Consider the following 19,029-nt stretch of genomic DNA (forward strand, 5'->3'; position numbering starts at 1 on the left):
AACAAAAAGGCCGTTCGTGCGATGTCACGAACGGCCTTTTTGTTTCTGTGCGCAAGGCTCTGCAAAAACAAGCCCCGCGTCAGCGGGGCTTGAGTCTCTGTCACGGCGGGACGCTTAGCCTATGGTCATCAGGCTGGCGTTGCCACCGGCGGCGGCGGTGTTGACCGAGAGGGCGTGCTCGATCAGCAGGCGCTCCAGGGGGATGTCAGTCTCGCCACGGTGCAGGCCGTGCACACCGACGATGGCGCCAGCACGGGCGGCGGCAAGTTTGGCCACTTCCCGCAGCTGATCCGAGTCGCCGTGGTGCAGCAGGGCATCGAAGCCGATGTCGCTGTTGGCCCAGTCTGCCACCAGCTGGATACGCCCTTGTACCTCGCTGGGCAGGCTGCTCAGCAGGGTGCGGTTCTGGGCATTGTCCTGCCACAGCACCTCTGTCCCGACGGCCAGACAGGCCGCCAGCTGGGCCAGCAGATCTGTTTTGGCTTCTTGATCGTCGGCGGCCAGACAGAGCACCCGCTCCCGGGGCAGCAGGCTGTAGCTGTTGCGCTCGCCGGTGGGGCCGACCAGCAGCTGGGTCAGGCCGCTCAGCGCCAGCTCGCCGTAGCGATCGCACAGGGTCACCAGTGCCGGGGCCTGCTTGCTCGCCCAGCCGCGCAAGGCCAGCAGTGCCGGTTTGGCGGCTTCGGCTTGCGAGGTTGACCCCTGCTCCTGGCGAAGCTGGCTGGTCACCGCCTCCTGAGGACGAGCCCCGAGCAGACGGTACATGTAGAGCGGACCACCCGCCTTGGGACCTGTGCCGGAGAGACCTTCGCCGCCGAACGGCTGCACCCCGACCACGGCGCCCACTATGTTGCGGTTGACGTAGAGGTTGCCGACCTTGGCGGTGTTGACCACCTGGGCTATGGTCTCGTCGATGCGGGTATGGACCCCCAGGGTCAGGCCGTAGCCGCTGTCGTTGATCTGCGCGAGCAGCTCGCCGAGCTTGGCGCGGGGGTAGCGCACCAGGTGCAGCACCGGGCCGAACACCTCCGGGCCCAGCTCATCCAGGCTGTCGAGTTCGATCAGGGTCGGCAGCACGAAGGTGCCGCGGTTGCAGGCGCCCTCCTGCGTGCGGGCAATCTGGTGCACCCGACGACCCTTGTCTCCCATCGCCTTGATATGGCGCTCTATGTTGGCCTTGGCCTCGGCGTCGATGACAGGGCCTATGTCGGTGGAGAGGTGCTCGGGGCTGCCGACCTTGTACTCGGCCATGGCCCCCTTGAGCATGCGGATCACCCGCTCGGCCACATCGTCCTGCACGCACAGCACCCGCAGGGCGGAGCAGCGCTGACCGGCGCTGTCGAATGCCGAGGAGATGACGTCCATCACCACCTGTTCGGTCAGGGCGGAGGAGTCGACGATCATGGCGTTCTGGCCGCCGGTCTCGGCGATGAGCGGTATGGTGCGGCCCTGGGCGTCGAGGCGACCGGCCAGGTTGCGGGAGATGATGCCCGCCACCTCGGTGGAGCCGGTGAACATGACGCCACGGACCCGCTCGTCGCTGATCAGCGCCGCGCCCACTGTTTCACCGCGGCCCGGCAGCAGTTGCACCGCACCGGCGGGGACGCCGGCCTCACGCAGGATGCGCACCGCCTGGGCGGCGATGAGCGGGGTCTGCTCCGCCGGTTTCGCCAGCACAGTGTTGCCGGCGGCCAGGGCCGCGCAGACCTGGCCGCTGAAGATGGCCAGCGGGAAGTTCCAGGGGCTGATGCAGACCACGGGGCCGAGCGGTCTGTGGCTCTCGTTGGCGAAGTGGTTGCGCGCCTGGGCGGCGTAGTAGCGCAGGAAGTCCACCGCCTCGCGCACCTCGGCGATGGCGTTGGCGAAGGTCTTGCCGGATTCGCGCACCAGCAGGCCCATCAGGGGTTGCAGCTCGGATTCCATCAGATCGGCGGCGCGCTCCAGCACGGCGGCCCGTTCGGCCGGCGGGGTCGATTGCCAGATCTGGCCGCTGGAGAGAGCACAGGCGAGGGCCTTGTCCACCAGCTCTACCGTGGCTTCGCTCACCTGACCGACGACGTCGCGGTGATCCGCCGGGTTGACGACGTGCTGGAACTGGGTCGGCGCCTCGGTGTCGCAGCCCAGCATGGGCAGGGCCTGATAGGCGGTGTTGGTGCTGGCGAGCAGGGCGGCTGACAGCGACCCCAGACGGTGCTCGTTCGCGAGATCCAGGCCGGCGGAGTTCGGGCGGGCTTCGCCGTACAGCTCACGGGGCAGGGGGATGCGCGGGTGGGGCAGACCCAGGCTGCCTTCACGGGCGGCCATCTGCTCGATCTGCTGTACCGGATCCTGCACCAGATCCTGCAGGGAGATGCTGTTGTCCGCGATGCGGTTGACGAAGGAGGTGTTGGCCCCGTTCTCCAGCAGGCGGCGCACTAGGTAGGCGAGCAGGGTCTCGTGGCTGCCGACCGGCGCATAGATGCGGCAGGGGCGACCCAGCTTGCCGTCGGCGACCTTGCCGACCACCTGTTCGTAGAGCGGCTCACCCATGCCGTGCAGGCACTGGAACTCGTACTGGCCCGGGTAGTAGTTCTGCCCCGCCAGCTGGTAGATGGCCGACAGGGAATGGGCGTTGTGGGTGGCGAACTGGGGATAGATGGACTCGGGCACCGCCAGCAGCTTGCGGGCGCAGGCCAGATAGGAGACATCAGTGTAGGGCTTGCGGGTATAGACGGGGTAACCCTCCAGGCCATCCTGCTGGGCGCGCTTGATCTCGCTGTCCCAGTAGGCGCCCTTCACCAGCCGGATCATCAGGCGGTGACGGCTGCGCTTGGCGAGATCGATGACGTAGTCGATCACATAGGGGCAGCGCTTCTGATAGGCCTGGATGACGAAGCCGATGCCGTTCCAGTCCGCGAGAGACGGGTCGAAGCAGAGCTTCTCCAGCAGGTCGAGGGAGATCTCCAGCCGATCGGCCTCCTCGGCGTCGATGTTGATGCCGATGTCGTACTGCCTGGCGAGCAGGGTCAGGCCCAGCAGGGTGGGGTAGAGCTCTTCCATGACGCGATCGTACTGGGCGCGGCTGTAGCGCGGGTGCAGGGCGGAGAGCTTGATGGAGATGCCCGGGCCCTCATAGATGCCACGGCCGTGGGAGGCCTTGCCGATGGCGTGGATGGCCTGCTCGTAGGAGGCGAGATAGCGCTTGGCATCCTCCTCGGTGAGGGCCGCTTCCCCCAGCATGTCGTAGGAGTAGCGGAAGCCCCTGTTTTCCATGTTGCCCGCATTTGCCAGCGCCTCGGCGATGGTCTCGCCGGTGACGAACTGCTCCCCCATCAGGCGCATCGCCATGTCCACACTCTTGCGGATCAGCGGCTCGCCGCCCTTGCCGATCAGCCCCTTGAGGGAGCTGTTGAGGCCAGCCTCGTTGTGGGTGGCCACCAGTTTGCCGGTGATGAGCAGGCCCCAGGAGGCGGCGTTGACGAACAGGGAGGCGCTCTGGCCCAGGTGCTGGCTCCAGTTGCCACCGCTTATCTTGTCGCGGATCAGGGCATCGCGGGTCGCCTTGTCGGGGATGCGCAGCAGCGCCTCCGCCAGACACATCAGGGCCACCCCTTCCTGGGAGGAGAGGGAGAACTCCTGCAGCAGACCCTGCACCAGGCCCTGACGGCCGCTGGCGCTCTTCTGGTTGCGCAGCTTCTCGGCGATGCTTAAGGCGAGCTTCTGGGTCGCCTCGGCCTTCTCCTTGGGCAGGCGGGCCTGCTCCAGCAGCATGGGCACGGCCTCTGTCTCGGGGCGGCGATAGGCGGAGGTGATGGCGGCGCGCAGCACGGACTGCGGCAAGATGCTCTCGGCAAACTCGAGGAAGACCTGGATCCCCTGCTCGGTCAGGGTCTCGATGGCCTCTTCCCCGGCGGCAGCGGCCAAACCGGACTGCTCGGGTGGGGTCAGGCCCCGCTCCAGCTGCTCCAGATAGGTGAAGATCGCCTGCTTGATCAGCCAGTGGGGAGTGCGATCCAGGGTTTGGGCGGCCTGCTTGAGACGGTCGCGGGTCGCTTCATCGAGTTTAACGCCGAGGGTGGTAGTGGCCATGGGACTTCCTGTGTCTAGAAGGTAACAATATTACCGGACGGTTAAATTTTGCCGAGAATGGCGCAACCAGGTGCAACCTTCAAGCAAGAAATTTTAATGTCCTGGCTACATTGTTGAATTTTCCTATGGCAAATGACTCGGTGGATTGATCCCGTAAATAGGACTCGATACAGCTTTTCACCGAAATATTAATGGGTTGTATACATGTTCTCGGGATGGGTAACGAGGTGCAACCCTCGGCGGGGTCGGGTTGCTCTTTTTTCATGAAATATCAGCCAGGTACTCATGGGGAAACGAGGGAAACCACCACTTAGGACTCACTGGTGTAGTGAACGACAGGGGTGGCGTTGGCTCTTCTATGCTGATAGCTGGCCTCGAAATCCGCTATCAATGACCAAGGAGCTCATCATGGCGCGTGTCAGTACCTATCTCAATTTTGCCCGGGAGACGGAGGCGGCCTTCCTCTTCTACCGCGAGGTGTTCGGCGGCGAGTTCAACGGCCCCATCCACAGATTCAAGGAGTCCCCCGGCTGCCCGGGTCAGCCGCCCCTGTCACAGGAAGATGGCGATCTGGTGATGCATGTGGAGCTGGCGATCCTGGGCGGCCACGTGCTGATGGGCACGGACGCCCCCGCTAGCATGGGATTCACCCTGGTGCAGGGCAACAACAGCTACCTCAACCTGGAGCCGGACAGCCGGGCCGAGACCGACCGCCTGTTTGCGGCCCTGGGGGAGGGCGGCCAGGTGGAGATGCCGTTGCAGGAGATGTTCTGGGGTGACTATTTCGGCTCTCTGGTGGACAAGTTCGGCACCCGCTGGATGTTCAACTGCCAGAGCAAGACATGATCTCGGGTTTGTCATGAAAAAGGGCGCTATGGCGCCCTTTTTGCCTATTTGTACGGCCAAAAGCCTTATTTGCTGCGCCCCACCATATCAGCGGGCACCACCCAGGCATCGAACTGCTGGGCCGTGAGGTGGCCCGAGGCGATGGCCGCCTCCCGCAGCGTCAGTCCCTGGTGGTGGGCCAGTTTGGCGATCTCGGCGGCCTTGTCATAGCCGATGTGGGGGTTGAGGGCCGTCACCAGCATCAGGGAGCGGGCCAGCAGCTCGTCGATGCGCGCCCGGTTCGCAGCTATGCCGAGGGCGCAGTGATCGTGGAAGCTCTGCATGCCGTCCGCCAAGAGCCGCACGCTCTGCAGGAAGTTATGGGCGATCATGGGCCTGAACACGTTCAGCTCAAAGTTGCCGCTGGCGCCGCCGATGTTGATGGCCACGTCGTTGCCCATCACCTGGGCGCAGAGCATGGTGAGCGCCTCGCTCTGGGTCGGGTTGACCTTGCCCGGCATGATGGAGGAGCCGGGTTCGTTCTCCGGGATGCTGAGCTCCCCCAGCCCGCTGCGGGGGCCGCTCGCCAGCCAGCGCACGTCGTTGGCGATCTTCATGAGAGAAGCCGCGAGCGTCTTGAGGGCGCCATGGGCATGGACCTGGGCATCGCTCGCCGCCAGGGCCTCGAACTTGTTGGGGGCGCTCACCAGGGGCAGGCCGGTCTGCTCGGCGAGGGTGCTTGCCACCGCCTCGGCAAAGCCGGGCGGGCAGTTGAGACCGGTGCCGACCGCGGTGCCGCCGAGGGCCAGCTCACACAGATGGGGCAGGGCGGCATTCAGGTGGCGCTCCCCCTGAGCGAGCTGGGCGACCCAGCCGGAGATCTCCTGACCCAGGGTGAGGGGGGTGGCATCCTGCAGGTGGGTGCGGCCAATTTTGACGAGGTCGTCGAAGGCGGCGGCCTTGTCGGCGAGGGTGTTTTTCAGGGTAACGAGAGCCGGCAGCAACTGGCCGGTGATGGCGGTGATGGCCGCCAGGTTCATGGCGCTCGGGAAGACATCGTTGCTGGACTGGCTCTTGTTCACCTCGTCGTTGGGGTGCACCAGCCGCGCCTCTCCCCGTTCGCCGCCAAGCAGTTCGCTGGCCCGGTTCGCCAGCACCTCGTTGAGGTTCATGTTGGTCTGGGTGCCTGAGCCGGTCTGCCACACCATTAGGGGAAACTCGGCGTCGTGCAGGCCGCACAGCACCTCGTCGGCGGCGGCCATGATGGCCTGGGCTTTGCGGGCGGGCAGCAGCCCCAGGGCGTGGTTCACCCTGGCGCAGGCGGACTTGATGCGGGCGAGGGCATGGATGATCTCCATCGGCTGGCGCTCCCCCGAGATGTTGAAATGGTGCAGGGAGCGCTGGGTCTGGGCCCCCCAGAGCCGCGCCGCCGGGACTTCGATATCACCGAAGCTGTCGTGTTCGATCCTTACTGTCATGGCCTTCTCCCATCGAAAAACAAGGAGCAAGGGATACCCCTTGCTCCCACAGCATGGCAAATCCCGTGATCGCTCACATAGGTTCGTCTGTCATGGTGTCAGTCGCGAGGCTGAAACGGCGTCAGCGCGGCCAATGGCCGGGCGTTCTCATACTCCTGGGTCGTCTCGCCGTGCTTGAAGATCTTGAAGCCTTCGCCGCGCACGCTCCAGTACTCGATGGTCTCGCCGCTGCTCTCGCCGCTGATCTGCAACAGGCTGGCCTCGCGCAGGGCCACCACTGATTCGCTCGGGTTGATGGCGCAGAACTCGGCGAGCCGCTCGTCCCGGGTCTCCCCCATGTGGCCGCTGATGCTGGCATCCAGATAGTGGGGATTGATCTGCAGCGGGAACAGGCCCAGGGCCGGCAGCACGGCGGCGCTGCACACTGGCATGTCGTTGGTGGTGCGGATGCTCGGGGTCGCCACGTTGCAACCGGCGCTCCAGCCCACATAAGGCACGCCCCGTTCACGCACGGCGCGCTGTATGGGCACGATGAGGCCGTATTCGTGCAGCAGCTGGTTCAGGCGCCAGGTGTTGCCGCCGCTGATGAAGATGGCGTCTGCCTGGTTGATGGCGTCCACCGGATCGTCGAACTGGTGAATGCTGATGGCCTCCACCCCCAGGCTCTCGGTGAGATCCTGGGCACGGGCATCCCAGTCGCTGCGGATCACCGCATAGGGGATGAGCAGGATGCGCTTGACCTGTTTGCGGGCGAGCAGGGCCTGCACCCGGTCGCGGGCCCAGCCGAGCAGGCCCGGGTGTTCGGTGGTTTTGCCATTGCTGAGCAGAAGCAGTTCCATGATGTCTCCTCGAATTAATGCGCAGGACCTCGGTCTGTCCTGATAAAGGGAAGGGGCTACTCTACCCCCAAGGCGGCGCCAAGTGTGTGATCTCGCCGCGTTTTGTGTCCCGGGGTCTGCCCATGGTGTGAGCCATTCAGGGCTGCCCATTGACAGCCGCATAGCGCAGCATCAGCTCGGCCAGGGAGTCGACCTCGAGCCGCCTCATCAGGCTGGCGCGGCACACCTCGACGGTGCGCACCGAGATGCAGAGATCCTGCGCTATCTGCTGGTTCTTGTGGCCTTGGGCGATGAGCTGCAACAGCTGGTGCTCGCGGGGGGTGAGCCGCTCGAAAGCGTGCTGATGGGCAAGCCGCGCCGCCGCGGTCAGGGTTGCCTGCTCGGCCCGCGCTATGGCGGCGAGCAGGGGGGCCAGTTGCACCGGCTTTTGCAAGAAATCCACCGCCCCCTGCTTGAGGGACTCCACCGCCAGGGGCACCTCGCCGTGACCGGTGAGAAACAGTATGGCGATGGGGCTCTGGGCAGCCTTCAGCCGCTGCTGCACCTCGGGGCCCGACAGCCCCGGCATGCGGCAATCCAGGATGAGGCAGGCGGGCAGGCGCAGATCGACCTCTTCCAGGAAGCGCTCGCCGTCGGCAAAGCAGCGCAGCTGCCGCTCGTCGCAGCTCTCCAGCATGAAGCGCAGGGAGTCGAGCACGGCCTGATCGTCATCGACCAGGTAGAGGGGAGGGCGGTCACTGGACTGCATGTCAGCTCCTTGGATTGAAATCGGAAACGGCCTCAAGCCCTTGCTGAGGGGCGGGCAGGGTCACCCGGGCCAGGCAGCCATGGGGGCTCAGGTTGCTCAAGGCGAGCTGGCCGCGATGAGACTCGACCACGTCCCGGCAGATGGCGAGCCCCAGCCCCATGCCATCGTCCTTGTCGCTGTGAAACGCCTGCTGCAGCCAGGCCTGTGGCATCCTCAGGCCGGGGCCGTTGTCGCGGATCTCCAGGATCAATAGCGCCGCCTCGAAGCAGACAAGCAGCTCGACCCGGCCCGGCTCAGCCCTTTGCGCCGCAGGGCCGCCCGTTCGGGCCGCGCTCTCGGCGCCATTCTTGATGAGGTTCATCAGCAACTGCTCCACCCCGGTGCCATCCAGGGGGAGCAGGCGCGGCTGCCCCTGCCAGCGCAGTGTGAAGGTGACGCCGAGGGGGGCAAGCATCTGACCGAGCAGGGGTTGCAGGCCCTCCACCAGGGCGACCAGATCCGTGGGCTCGGCTTGGCGGGGGCGCTTTTGCAGCCGGGCTCTCAGCCGGTTGACTGTCTGGGTGATGCGCTGGACCTGCAGGCCAATCTGCTCCAGGGCCTGGCGCAGGGGTTCCTGTGATGCGGCCGTGGCCGGATCCTGCCCCTGCCTCGCGAGGCGCAGCAGGGCACCCTGGCTGTAGTTGGCGATGGCGGTGAGGGGCTGGTTGATCTCGTGGGCCACGTTGGCGCCGAGTTCGCCGAGCTCGGCGAGGCGTCTGGCCTGCTCGAGCTGGCGTCCCTTCTCCTCGAGTTGCTGGCGGGTGGCGATCAGTCGGCGCTGGCTGCGGTTGAACAGGTATTGCAGCAGCAGGTGGTGGCCGCCGAGCAGCAGCACCAGCGCCAGGGCGCCCCAGCCCCACTGCTGATGCTGGCGCAGCCAGTGCCAGGCCGATTGCCACCAGGGGCCCTGCAGGGGGTGGCGATCCAGCGCCTTGAGCAGGCGGTCGATGCCAAGCTGGCTGGTGGGCACTGTCCAGCCCGCCGAATCGGCGGCCATGGCCGCCTCGCTGTCTGCTGGCAGGTCGAACAGGGCTCGCGTCACCGCCAGAGCAAGCGCAGGGGAGGCCTGCTCCGTCTGGGCGAAGGCCCAGTTCGGGTAGAGCCGGGTCGAGCTCTGGCAGCCAAAGCCCGCCGGCGCCTGGTTGTCCAGCACCCGAAAATCCGAGTCGGCGACCTTGCCCTCCCGCACCATGCGCTCCAGCTGGCAGACCGGCACTATGGCGGCGGCCACCTCTTCCGCCGCCAGCTGCTCGATGAGCCTGTCCAGGGGGAAGCCGCTGAAGCGCACGGCGGAGAAGAAGCGCTCCAGCCTGACCCCCTGCTCGTCCGCCTCGAAGCGGTAGGCGAGGTAGCCACCAAAGGCGTTTTCCGACACGGCGGCGACCGGCTGCCCCTCGAGATCCTGCCAGTGCCGGTAGGGGGCATGGGCGCGCACCACCAGGGCGGCGCCTATGGCGAGGTTGTCACCCCCCGCCGGGCTCTTGAGGGTGGCGAGCCAGGCCAGCGGATACTGGCGCGCCAGGCTGACCGACTGGCCCGGGTTGGTGATGACAAAGTCGAGCCTGTTCTGTGCGACGGCCTCGGCCAGCCTGTCGAGCTCCAGGGGCACCAGCGCGAAGCGCCGCTCTGGCACCCGCTCGTCCAGCCAGCCCATCAGCGGCTGCCACTGGGTCTTCGCAAGCGCCAGGCCGCGGGTCGCCAGCACGCCTATTCGGACCGGCTCGCTCTGGACCTGCTCCGGTTCGGTCGATTGGGGTACAGGCCCGGCCAGGGCGGGGGCGACGCTGAGCCAGAGCAACAGGGCCAGCAGGGACTTGCGGGCGAGCGACGAGGGGGCGTGACGGAACAGGGCGCTCTCCTTGGGCGGCAGATGGGGGGGGAGGCCAGTCTATCACCGGGGCATCGCCCTGGGCCCGCCTAGGCGCGGTAATGGGGCGGCGAATGGGGCTTAGGTCACAGTTTGGCGGTTATGGGGCCGGTTTTATTGCGCTGGATCAACCCGGCTCCCGGTATGTGGAAAACCACAATAGAGGCGACTTGCTGCGTTGCGGACAATCGGCTCACCCCCCTCTTGGGGGAAGCCAGCTCAGCAGAAGGAATGAAGCCATGGAGCTCAGCAAGCGCCGATTGTTATCCGGGATCGCCGCCCTCACCGCAGGGGCGGCCCTGATCCCCGTGACTCAGGCCCAAGTTCAGGCCCAGTCCGTCCCCGTTCCCCGCAATGGGCGGGCGGCCATCAGCCGGGGGGATGGCCGCAAGCGCTACGGCATGCTGATCGACCTGCGCCGCTGCGTCGGTTGTCAGGCCTGCACAGTGGCCTGCACCATCGAAAACCAGCCCCCTCTCGGCCAGTTTCGCACCACTGTAAGCCAGTACGAGGTGAGCGACCTGGCGGCACTCGATGCCCCCGCCTCCCTCTTGATGTTGCCGAGGCTTTGCAACCACTGCGCCGAGCCTGCCTGCCTCGATGTCTGCCCCACCGGTGCCACCTTCCAGCGCGACGACGGCATAGTGGTGGTCAACAACGACTGGTGCGTCGGCTGCGGCTACTGCGTGCAGGCCTGCCCCTACGACGCCCGCTTCATCAACCACGAGACCAACACCGCCGACAAGTGCACCTTCTGCGCCCATCGGCTGGAGGCGGGGCTCTTGCCCGCCTGCGTGGAGAGCTGCGTCGGCGAGGCGCGCATCATAGGGGACTTGAACGATCCCAAGAGCCAGATAAGCCGACTGCTGCGCGAACATGAGCCTGCCCTCAAGGTGCTCAAGCCCGAGGCCCATACTCAGCCGCGGGTCTTCTATCTCGGCATGGATGAGGCCTTCGTCAGCAAGATAGAAGGCCATCCGGCGCAGCGCACCCTGCTCGGCGACGACGGCAAGGAGATAGCCCATGACCATTAACGAACTGCTGGCCCCGGATCAGCCCATCACCTGGCTGCCCTGGGCGGTGCAATATTTCTTCCTCATCGGCCTCGCCTATGGGGCCCTCTGGCTCGGTGCCGCCGATCTGTGGCACAAGGCACCGGATCGGCGGCTGCAGACCCTGGCCGCCGTGCTGATGATGGGGGCCGGTCTGGTGGCGCCCATCGCCCTGACGGCGGATCTGCACCAGCCGGCCCGGGCCTGGCACTTCTACGCCCAGACCCGCTTCACCTCCGTCATGTGGTATGGCGCCTACCTGCTGCCCCTGTTCAGCCTGCTCTCCATGCTGCTGGGCTGGCTGCTGCTCAGGCCGAATCTGGCCCGGCGCGGCGAGGAGCATGACAGGGTCGCCGCCCTGGCGCGGCTGCTCTGCCTGGGACATTGGCCCGGCGACCCCTGGCTCAAACCGCTGGCTTTGATGGCGGCTTTGAGCGGGCTCAGTATCGCCCTCTACACCGGGCTCGAGACCATGGCGGTAGCGGCGCGGCCCCTCTGGCACAGCCCTTGGCTCCCCTGGCTGCTGGCGCTGAGCGCCCTGCTGGCGGCCCAGAGCGCCCTGCTGCTGCTCAACCGCATGCTGGCGGGCTGGCAGCAACGTACGGAGGCGGGGCTGCTACGCCAGATCCGCCCGACCCTGGCGCTGCTCGCCCTCTCCCTGCTGGGCTGGGCCCTCTTTGGGGGCGACTCGGCGGCGGAGGCGAGTGCCCTCTATCGGCTGGATCCCAGCTGGCGGCTGGCGGCCCACTGGCTGCTGCTGACCCTGGGCCTGCTCGGCCTGCTGCTGTTGGCGGGGCCCAGACTCTCTGCGAGCCTGCAAACCTGGGGCCTGGGGCTGCTGGCACTGCACCTGGTGTGGGGCCTGCGCTGGCTGGTGCTCATTCAGGGGCAGCTGGTCCCGAAATACGGGGCCGGCGTCTATCTCTACCAGATAGCCTGGGGGCCGGCCGGTGTGCTCGGCATCCTCGGCACCTTCGGCCTGCTGCTGGCCCTGCTGGTGGCGCTCTCCGAGCTGGTGCGCGCCCCGGCTCTGCCATCCGTCACACACTCATCTGCCACCCAGGCAGCCACCACCCATTCCGCTCGCGAGGCACTCTGATGGATCACAGCAAACGCAAGTTTCTCAAAGGGGCCGCCATTGCCGGGGGCACAGGGCTCTTCGTGGCCGGTTACAGCGACACCCTCAAGCAGGTGGCGAGCGGAGTGGCCACCGGCAGCTCGGGCAAGCCGACCCGGGATCCCATCCACGGCAACTCGCTCCCGGTGGAGTACAGGGTCGATGGGCAGGGGGAGCTTCACCCCAACCCGGCGCAGCGCCTCGCCAACACCATGTGCCTCGGCTGCTGGACCCTGTGCGGGGTGCGGGCCCGCATCGACAACGAGAGCGACAAGATAGTGCGTATCCTCGGCAACCCCTATCACCCCCTCTCGGCCCTGCACCACATCGATTTCAAGACGCCGGTCAAGCAGGCGCTGATCGCTACCAGCGGTTATCAGGAAGGGGGGCTGGAGGGACGCTCCACCGCCTGCGCCCGGGGCAACGCCATGCTGGAGCAGCTCGACAGCCCCCACAGGGTCACCCGCTGCCTCAAGCGGCTGGGCCCCCGCGGCAGCGGCCGCTGGCAGAGCATCCCCTTCGAGCAGCTGATCGAGGAGGTGGTGGAGGGGGGCGATCTGTTCGGGGAGGGCCAGGTTGAAGGGCTCAGAGCCATCCGCAACCTGGCCGAGCCGCTCGATCCCGCCAACCCGGAGTACGGCCCCAAGGCCAACCAGCTGCTGGTGAGCAACGCCTCGGACGAGGGGCGCGACGCCTTCATCAAGCGCTTCACCTTCAACAGCTTCGGCACCCGCAACTTCGCCAACCACGGCGCCTACTGCGGCCTGTCGTTCCGGGTCGGGGCCGGCGCCCTGCTGGACGATCTGGAGAAGAACGCCCACCTCAAGCCCGACTGGGACGAGAGCGACTTCCTGCTGTTCATGGGCACCTCTCCCCAGCAGTCCGGCAACCCCTTCAAACGCCAGTCCCGCCAGCTGGCGGCGGGGCGGGCACGGCAGGGCAAGCCGTTCTCCTACGTGGTGGTGGCCCCCAGCCTGCCGAACACGGTGAACCTGCCCTCCGCCCCCGCCAACCGCTGGTTGCCCATCAGGCCCGCCACCGACTCGGCGCTGGCCATGGCCATGCTGCGCTGGATCATCGACAACGAGCGCTACGCCGAGCCCTTCCTGGCGGCCCCCAATGCCGAGGCCGCCGAGCGGGCCGGCTATCGCGGCTTTTGCAACGCCAGCCACCTGGTGATCTGCGACGAATCCCACCCCCGCTTCGGCCAGATGTTGCGGGCAAGCGATCTCGGCTTGCCCTTTGAGGGCGAGGCCTATGGCGAGGGGGATGCCGTGCTGGTGGTCGAAGAGGGGAGTGACGAGCTGACACCGACCGGCCGCTGCGAGCGGGCCCGACTCTGGGTGGCTCGCAGCATTTCGACCCCGGGCGGGGCGCTGGCGGTCAAGAGCAGCTTCCAGCTGCTGGCCGAGGCGAGTCGGGAGCACAGCCTCGAGCAATACAGTGCCGAGTGCGCCGTGCCGGTGGCCGACATCGAGGCCCTTGCCCGGGAGTTCACCAGCCACGGCACCCGGGCGGCGGTGATCACCCACGGCGGCACCATGAGCGCCAACGGCTTCTACACGGCCTGGGCCATCATGATGCTCAACGCCATGATAGGAAACCTCAATGCCAGAGGCGGCGCCGTGGCGAGCGGCGGCAAGTTCGACCCCTTCGGCGCCGGGCCGCGCTACGATCTGGCGAGCTTCCCGGGCATGGTCAAACCCGCCGGAGTCTTTCTGTCGCGATCCAAGTTCCCCTACGAGAAGACCTCGGAATATCGCCGCAAGCGCGAGGCGGGTCAGAACCCCTATCCGGCTCACGAGCCCTGGTTCCCCATCTCGGGGCCCCTGCTCGGCGAGCACCTGACCGCGGCGGTGAGCGGTTATCCCTACCGTGCCAAGGCCTGGATCAACCACATGGGCAATCCCCTCTATGGTCAGGCCGGGCTCGCCAAGGCCATAGGTCCGCAGCTCAAAGATCCGAGCGTGTTGCCGCTCTTTATCAGCATCGACAGCTTCATCAACGAATCCTCGGCGCTGTCTGACTACATAGTGCCTGACACCCTGACCTACGAGTCCTGGGGTTGGGCTACCGCCTGGCACGGCGTCATGACCAAGGTCTCCACCGGCCGCTGGCCTGTGGTGGAGCCTCGCGTCGTCAAGACCGCCGAGGGGGATCCCGTCTGCATGGAGTCCTTCTTTATCGCTGTGGCGAAACGTCTCGGCCTGCCGGGCTTTGGCGAGGGGGCGGTCAAGGGGGGGGACGGCAGCCTGCATGCCCTCAATCGGGCGGCAGATTTCTCCCTCTACGGGGCGGCCAACGTCGCCTATCTCGGTGAGCCGGTGCCCGCCATAGAGCCGGAGGATCTCGCCTGGTCCGGGGTGGAGCGCATCATGCCGGTGCTCAACGCCACCCTGAGCGCCGAAGAGGCGAGTCGCGCCGCCTACCTCTTCGCCAGGGGCGGGCGCTTCGAGCCGGTGGCCAAGGGGCGCGATGAGGCGGGGCAGCCGAGCAAGCGCTGGCCCAAGCCGCTGATGCTGTGGAACCCGGCGGTGGGCAGCCGCCGTCACAGCCAGAGCGGCCAATACTTAAGCGGTACCCCGCGCTTCTTCCGGCCCCAGCTGGCAGATGGCATGCCGCTCAGCGAGGCGTTCAAACCGACCCAGTGGCCCTTGCTGCTCACCAGCTACAAGTCCCACACCATGAGCTCCATGAGCATAAGCTCGGATCGCCTGCGTCAGGTGCACCCCAGCAACGGGGTGCGACTCAACGCCCAGACGGCGGCGCGCTTAGGGATTGAAAGCGGGGACAGGGTGCGGGTCAGCACCCCGGATGGCAGCGTGATCGGACTGGCCGAGTGCGTGGCCGGGGTTCAGGAAGATGCCATCGCCATCGAGCACGGCTTCGGTCACAAGGAGCTGGGGGCGCGGGCACACTGGGTAGACGGCAAGGAGGTGGCGGCCAGTGCCCTGCGCGGAGCAGGGGTGAACCTCAACGATCTGGCGGTGCTGGATCCCAGTCGCCACGGCCGCTATCCCCTGGTGGACTGGGCCATCGGCTCCTCGGCGCGCCAGGGGCTGCCGGCCCGGGTGGAGAAGCTGGTCTAGCGCCAGCTGCAAAAAAAGCGGGGCCATGATGGCCCCGCTTTTCATCGAGTGATCCTGAACATCAGTTGTCCAGTTCGACGTCCACCCACACCAGGCGGTGATCCGAGCTCACCCCCTTGGCGATGCCGAGCTGTGGGTCATACACCAGGTGGTAGCCGGGTTCGAAGCTGGCGGGCCAGAACACCCCCGAGGCCACCGCATTGAGGTTGGCGGAGGGGATCAGGTGATCGAGTTGCAGGCCGCTGCTGCTGGTGATGCGCTCCGGGGTCGGCCTGTTGTTGTTGCGCTTGCACTGATCCGGCTGGCTGGCGAGGCACTCGGGGCCCCCCTGGCTCACCGGGATCAGGGCGCCATTGGTGACCGCCTGATTGACCAGCACATGGTTGTGCAGATCCTGAATGGCACTGAGATCCCCGTCACCCGCTTGCGGGTCTGCGTTGAGATCCCCGGCGATGATGAAGCGGGCACCCGCCGGCAGACCGCCGGCCTTGCCCGTGTCGTCCACCATGTAGCTCGCCGCTTCCACATAGTCCTGCCAGAAGGCGACCTCGGCCCTGTTGTGCTTGACGTTGTGGCGCGCCGCATTGCCGAAGATGGGGGGCGTGGGGTGGGAGACGAGGAAGTGGATCACCTCCTCCCCCTTGGCGGTCTTGACCCGCACCGGCACGTCCGCGTGGTTCTTGGAGGAGAGCGGGAACTGTTCCCAGGCGGCGGCGTCATACCAGGGCTCGCCGCACTGGCGGCCGGCCGGGATCGGCGCCCTGGGGTTGTTGCAGTCGTCGATGACGGGGTTGGTCTCGCCCGGCATGTCCTTCCACTTGAAGTGCTGGAAGGTGCGGATCCCCTTGGTGTCGATGGGATATTGCGACATCACCGCGAAGGCGTACTGGCCGTGGTAGTTGCCAAAGCCCCAGGCGTCGTCCGGCCCGCTGTTGCGCTTTCCGTCCAGGTTGAGGTCATGACCGCTCATCAGGCCGGTATTGGTGGCGAAATTCTGCATCACAGGGTAGCTGATGGCCTGCACTTCGCCGTGCTGGGCGTGGGCCAGGTAGTTGTCGTTGAACGCCTTGAGATCCGTTGTGCTCTCCCCCTTGCCGTCGTTGTCGAACTCGTTCAGCAGGAAGACGTCCGGGCGGGTGCGCTGCACTATCTCGGCGATATTGCGGATCTGCTGCACGTTTTTGGCCTGGGTGACCTCGGCCTTGCCGAGGCTGCTGTCGCCCTCCTGGTAGCGGGCCAGCAGGGCATCCTGGGCGGCTCGGTCCAGCGCCAGTTCGCCGGAGAGCATGCCGGGGGCGGTGCGATCGAAGGAGAGGTTGAAAGTCGCGAAGCGAACCATGGGATCTGGGGCCTTGGAGTCATTGTTGCTGTGACAGCCTGCCATCAATCCGAGGGAAATGGCAGCGGCGAGCAGGGTCTTGTGGCTATTTTTCATTGTAATATTCCGTAGCATCAACAGGTTATGCCAGGGCATCGAAGAGGCCCAGGCGGGCCCATTATAGAGAGGCAGGTCTGAAACGGGCTCTGAATGAGCCAAAGTGTGAGTCCATTCACAGCCTGAAGAAGAGGAAGGCGGCGGGATGAGCTAGCAACCTTGCCCTGACAGCTGGATGCTGGCCCGGGCCTGTGTCGTTCTGGGCAAGTGCGAGGGCAAGAGGAGCACCGGTTGACCCTCTGGTCCCGGGCGCCTAGGACCAGCGGGAGAGGGGGGAGGGCATGGCGTAGGCATAGCCCTGCTGATAGTCGCAGCCGAGGCGGTTCGCTATCTCGATATGGGTCTGGGTCTCCACCCCTTCGCACACCACGGCCATGCCGAGTCGCTGCAGGTAGGTCACCAGACCCACCAGCATCTTGAAGGCGTGAGAGGTGCGCGCCGCCTGCAGCAGCAGGGAGCGGTCCAGCTTGACTACCTCGTAGGGCAGGGCCATCAGGCGCTGAAAGTTGCACTCCCGGGAGCCGAAGTCATCGCAGGCGATGTGGGCGCCATGGGCGCGCAGCACCTCAATCAGCGCCCTGTACCGGCTCCCCAGCCGGGCGTATTCCAGCACCTCGAACCAGATGTCGATCCCCACCTTGCGTGCCTGCACCAGCACCAGCAGCAACAGGTTCTGATAGGTCGGGCTGGAGAGCGCCGGGTTGAGGTTGATGGAGAGCGTATAGGGCCCCCCCTTCGCCAGGACAGGCAGATCCCTCATGATGGCCCTGAGCATGACGATATCCAGATGCAGGGATTCGTCCTGGCTGAGGGAGGCAAAATCGATGCCTTTGTAACACTGGGCCACCGGATCCCAGCGCCTGGCCAGCGCCTCATAGCCCTTGACCTGACGGTCCCGACCTATGATCGGCTGGTAAAAGGGAACTGCGACATCTGCCATGGCCATCGTTGCCATGGCACTCATCGGATACTCTTCTTTGAACGCAAACATGGCTCTCACCTGATGGAGATGGATGGCTGCGCATAATACAGGGCGCAGCCACCCGGCAGCTGTAGGAATTATCTGATAATGAGCCTGCCGCCTGAAATTCAATATAGGATTATTCCGATTAACATCTCCCGGCAGGCTGCATAAACTGGCCCCAGTGATATTCGAGTGGCTCGTTAATAGCTTGTTCAAGAAAAAATAGTGCCGCAATAAAACCAGTCTGGAATAAAGATGAGAAATATATTTTTTATTGTGTTGCTGATGCTCAGCGGCAACGTATTGGCATCGGCCGAAATCAGCATAGGTACCCTTTTTGATTATATGGCCGGTCAGCAGGGAACCTATTTGAAGCGGATCCGAAATCAGGGCGATACCACCGCCTTCGTCAAGGTGGCCATTCACGAAATAACCTACGACGGCGCCGGCCAGCCCCGTGAGTCAGCGGAGCTGACCGAAGGCAACCGGGCCCTGATCGCCAGCCCGTCGCGCCTGATCATCCCGGCCAAAGGGGTACAGGCTACCCGCTTGCTCTATATGGGGGTGCGAGACAAGGAACGCTATTTCAGGGTTCGCTTTATTCCCGTGCTGCCCAGGAAAGAGGATGGATTCGATATGGATGACCAGAGTATTGATGGCCAGCAGCAAGTCTCTGCCGGCGTAAATATATTGACCGGATTCGGCGCCATTATTTTTGTCATGCCTAAAGAGACCCGCTTTGATACGAAATTGATAGAGACCGACACCATGACCACTGTCGTGAATAACGGCAATGCCACCATAGTGCTGGACTTTTTCGAGGAGTGTGATGGACGTGCAAAAAACTGTTCAACACCAGGAAAAATTCATCTGTTGCCGAACATGAAGAAGCAACTTGTGAAGCAGAAAGATCACCTCTATCGCTTTGTGCTGATTGAGGGTGACCAGAGTAGAAACATGGTGATTGGACACTGATGTTTCTTGTTTATGACCGAGGAGAGAGTAATGAAAGTATGGATTGTTGCGCCCCTGGCGATGCTGGTATCGGCCCATCTGATGGCGGCAGAACGCATTGAACATCAGGTCACAGTGACCGCCCAGATCCCGAGCGAGGCCTTCTATGTGCAGCCGACCGGTGGTGACAACTGGATGAGCACGCCGCAGAAGCTGGCCTACAACCCCTACACCAAGAAGCTGGACACGCTGAGCAAGCAGCTGGATGCCAAGAGCACCATAGGCGCCATCACCGGCTACCTGACCAACCCGGCCGTGATGGCCAGCGGCAACGACAACATTCCCCTGACCGTCAAGGTGGGTGGTGTCGCCCTGTCGACCACCTCCGTCGAGGTGATGAAGGCAGAGGATGCCAAGACAGGCAAGTTGCTGGGACTGGAAGTGATCCCCGCCGACGCCCCTGTGGCCGGCTATCAGCCCGGCAACTATCAGGGCGTGGTGAACATGATGTTTGAATCGGAAGCGCCCAAAAAGCCCTAAGCAAATGACGGCGA

13 protein-coding genes are annotated in these 19,029 nt (G+C 65.2%); 6 read left to right on the plus strand and 7 right to left on the minus strand.

Annotated features, from left to right (window positions below; genetic code table 11):
- Positions 1-114: 114 nt before the first annotated feature.
- Positions 115-4,068 carry a trifunctional transcriptional regulator/proline dehydrogenase/L-glutamate gamma-semialdehyde dehydrogenase gene (gene putA, locus WIR04_RS04470; protein ID WP_338890782.1) on the minus strand — a complete coding sequence of 1,318 codons (3,954 nt, stop codon included), beginning with the start codon at positions 4,066-4,068 and terminating at the stop codon, positions 115-117.
- Positions 4,069-4,476: 408 nt separating this feature from the next.
- Here putA and WIR04_RS04475 point away from each other — a divergent pair, with 408 nt between their 5' ends.
- Positions 4,477-4,914, plus strand: coding sequence for a VOC family protein (locus tag WIR04_RS04475; RefSeq protein WP_338890784.1), 438 nt, complete (start codon positions 4,477-4,479; stop codon positions 4,912-4,914).
- A gap of 65 nt (positions 4,915-4,979) precedes the next feature.
- Here the strand turns inward: WIR04_RS04475 and fumC are convergent, their stop codons facing one another.
- The 4 genes from fumC to WIR04_RS04495 all read right to left on the minus strand — a co-directional run bounded on the left by fumC (position 4,980) and on the right by WIR04_RS04495 (position 9,795).
- Positions 4,980-6,371 (minus strand): class II fumarate hydratase, encoded by a 1,392-nt coding sequence (gene fumC / locus WIR04_RS04480; RefSeq protein WP_338890786.1) that lies wholly within the window; start codon positions 6,369-6,371, stop codon positions 4,980-4,982.
- Positions 6,372-6,469: 98 nt separating this feature from the next.
- The gene (gene pepE, locus WIR04_RS04485; RefSeq protein ID WP_338890787.1) at positions 6,470-7,210 is read right to left on the minus strand and encodes a dipeptidase PepE; all 741 of its coding nucleotides are present in this window, start codon (positions 7,208-7,210) and stop codon (positions 6,470-6,472) included.
- Between the two features lie 136 nt (positions 7,211-7,346).
- Complete coding sequence (locus tag WIR04_RS04490; protein WP_338890789.1) at positions 7,347-7,958, minus strand: response regulator transcription factor; 612 nt, start codon at positions 7,956-7,958, stop codon at positions 7,347-7,349.
- 1 nt (position 7,959) lies between these two features.
- Positions 7,960-9,795 (minus strand): sensor histidine kinase, encoded by a 1,836-nt coding sequence (locus tag WIR04_RS04495; protein WP_420883443.1) that lies wholly within the window; start codon positions 9,793-9,795, stop codon positions 7,960-7,962.
- A 308-nt stretch (positions 9,796-10,103) separates the two neighbouring features.
- Here WIR04_RS04495 and dsrO point away from each other — a divergent pair, with 308 nt between their 5' ends.
- The 3 genes from dsrO to WIR04_RS04510 are packed head-to-tail and all read left to right on the plus strand — an operon-like array spanning position 10,104 to position 15,122.
- Positions 10,104-10,898 carry a sulfate reduction electron transfer complex DsrMKJOP subunit DsrO gene (gene dsrO / locus WIR04_RS04500; protein ID WP_338890791.1) on the plus strand — a complete coding sequence of 265 codons (795 nt, stop codon included), beginning with the start codon at positions 10,104-10,106 and terminating at the stop codon, positions 10,896-10,898.
- Positions 10,888-12,015, plus strand: a complete 1,128-nt coding sequence (gene nrfD, locus WIR04_RS04505; protein WP_338890793.1) for an NrfD/PsrC family molybdoenzyme membrane anchor subunit — start codon at positions 10,888-10,890, stop codon at positions 12,013-12,015. The genes dsrO and nrfD overlap by 11 nt, the downstream gene beginning before the upstream one ends.
- Positions 12,015-15,122: a tetrathionate reductase subunit A gene (locus WIR04_RS04510; RefSeq protein ID WP_338890795.1), complete on the plus strand. Its 3,108-nt coding sequence runs from the start codon at positions 12,015-12,017 to the stop codon at positions 15,120-15,122. Before nrfD ends, WIR04_RS04510 begins: the two co-directional genes overlap by 1 nt.
- 61 nt (positions 15,123-15,183) lie before the next feature.
- Here the strand turns inward: WIR04_RS04510 and WIR04_RS04515 are convergent, their stop codons facing one another.
- Both WIR04_RS04515 and WIR04_RS04520 read right to left on the minus strand, forming a co-directional pair.
- On the minus strand, positions 15,184-16,557 hold the full coding sequence (locus WIR04_RS04515) for an endonuclease/exonuclease/phosphatase family protein (protein ID WP_338890797.1): 1,374 nt from the start codon (positions 16,555-16,557) through the stop codon (positions 15,184-15,186).
- A 253-nt stretch (positions 16,558-16,810) separates the two neighbouring features.
- Positions 16,811-17,548, minus strand: a complete 738-nt coding sequence (locus WIR04_RS04520; RefSeq protein WP_338890799.1) for an EAL domain-containing protein — start codon at positions 17,546-17,548, stop codon at positions 16,811-16,813.
- A gap of 228 nt (positions 17,549-17,776) precedes the next feature.
- Between WIR04_RS04520 and WIR04_RS04525 the strand changes: the two genes are divergently transcribed.
- Together WIR04_RS04525 and WIR04_RS04530 are read left to right on the plus strand one after the other, a co-directional pair.
- Positions 17,777-18,496, plus strand: coding sequence for a hypothetical protein (locus WIR04_RS04525; RefSeq protein ID WP_307765848.1), 720 nt, complete (start codon positions 17,777-17,779; stop codon positions 18,494-18,496).
- Between the two features lie 30 nt (positions 18,497-18,526).
- The gene (locus tag WIR04_RS04530; RefSeq protein ID WP_202047046.1) at positions 18,527-19,015 is read left to right on the plus strand and encodes a CS1 type fimbrial major subunit; all 489 of its coding nucleotides are present in this window, start codon (positions 18,527-18,529) and stop codon (positions 19,013-19,015) included.
- Positions 19,016-19,029 lie beyond the last annotated feature (14 nt).

Source organism: Aeromonas rivipollensis (assembly GCF_037811135.1).
Lineage (GTDB): Bacteria > Pseudomonadota > Gammaproteobacteria > Enterobacterales > Aeromonadaceae > Aeromonas > Aeromonas rivipollensis.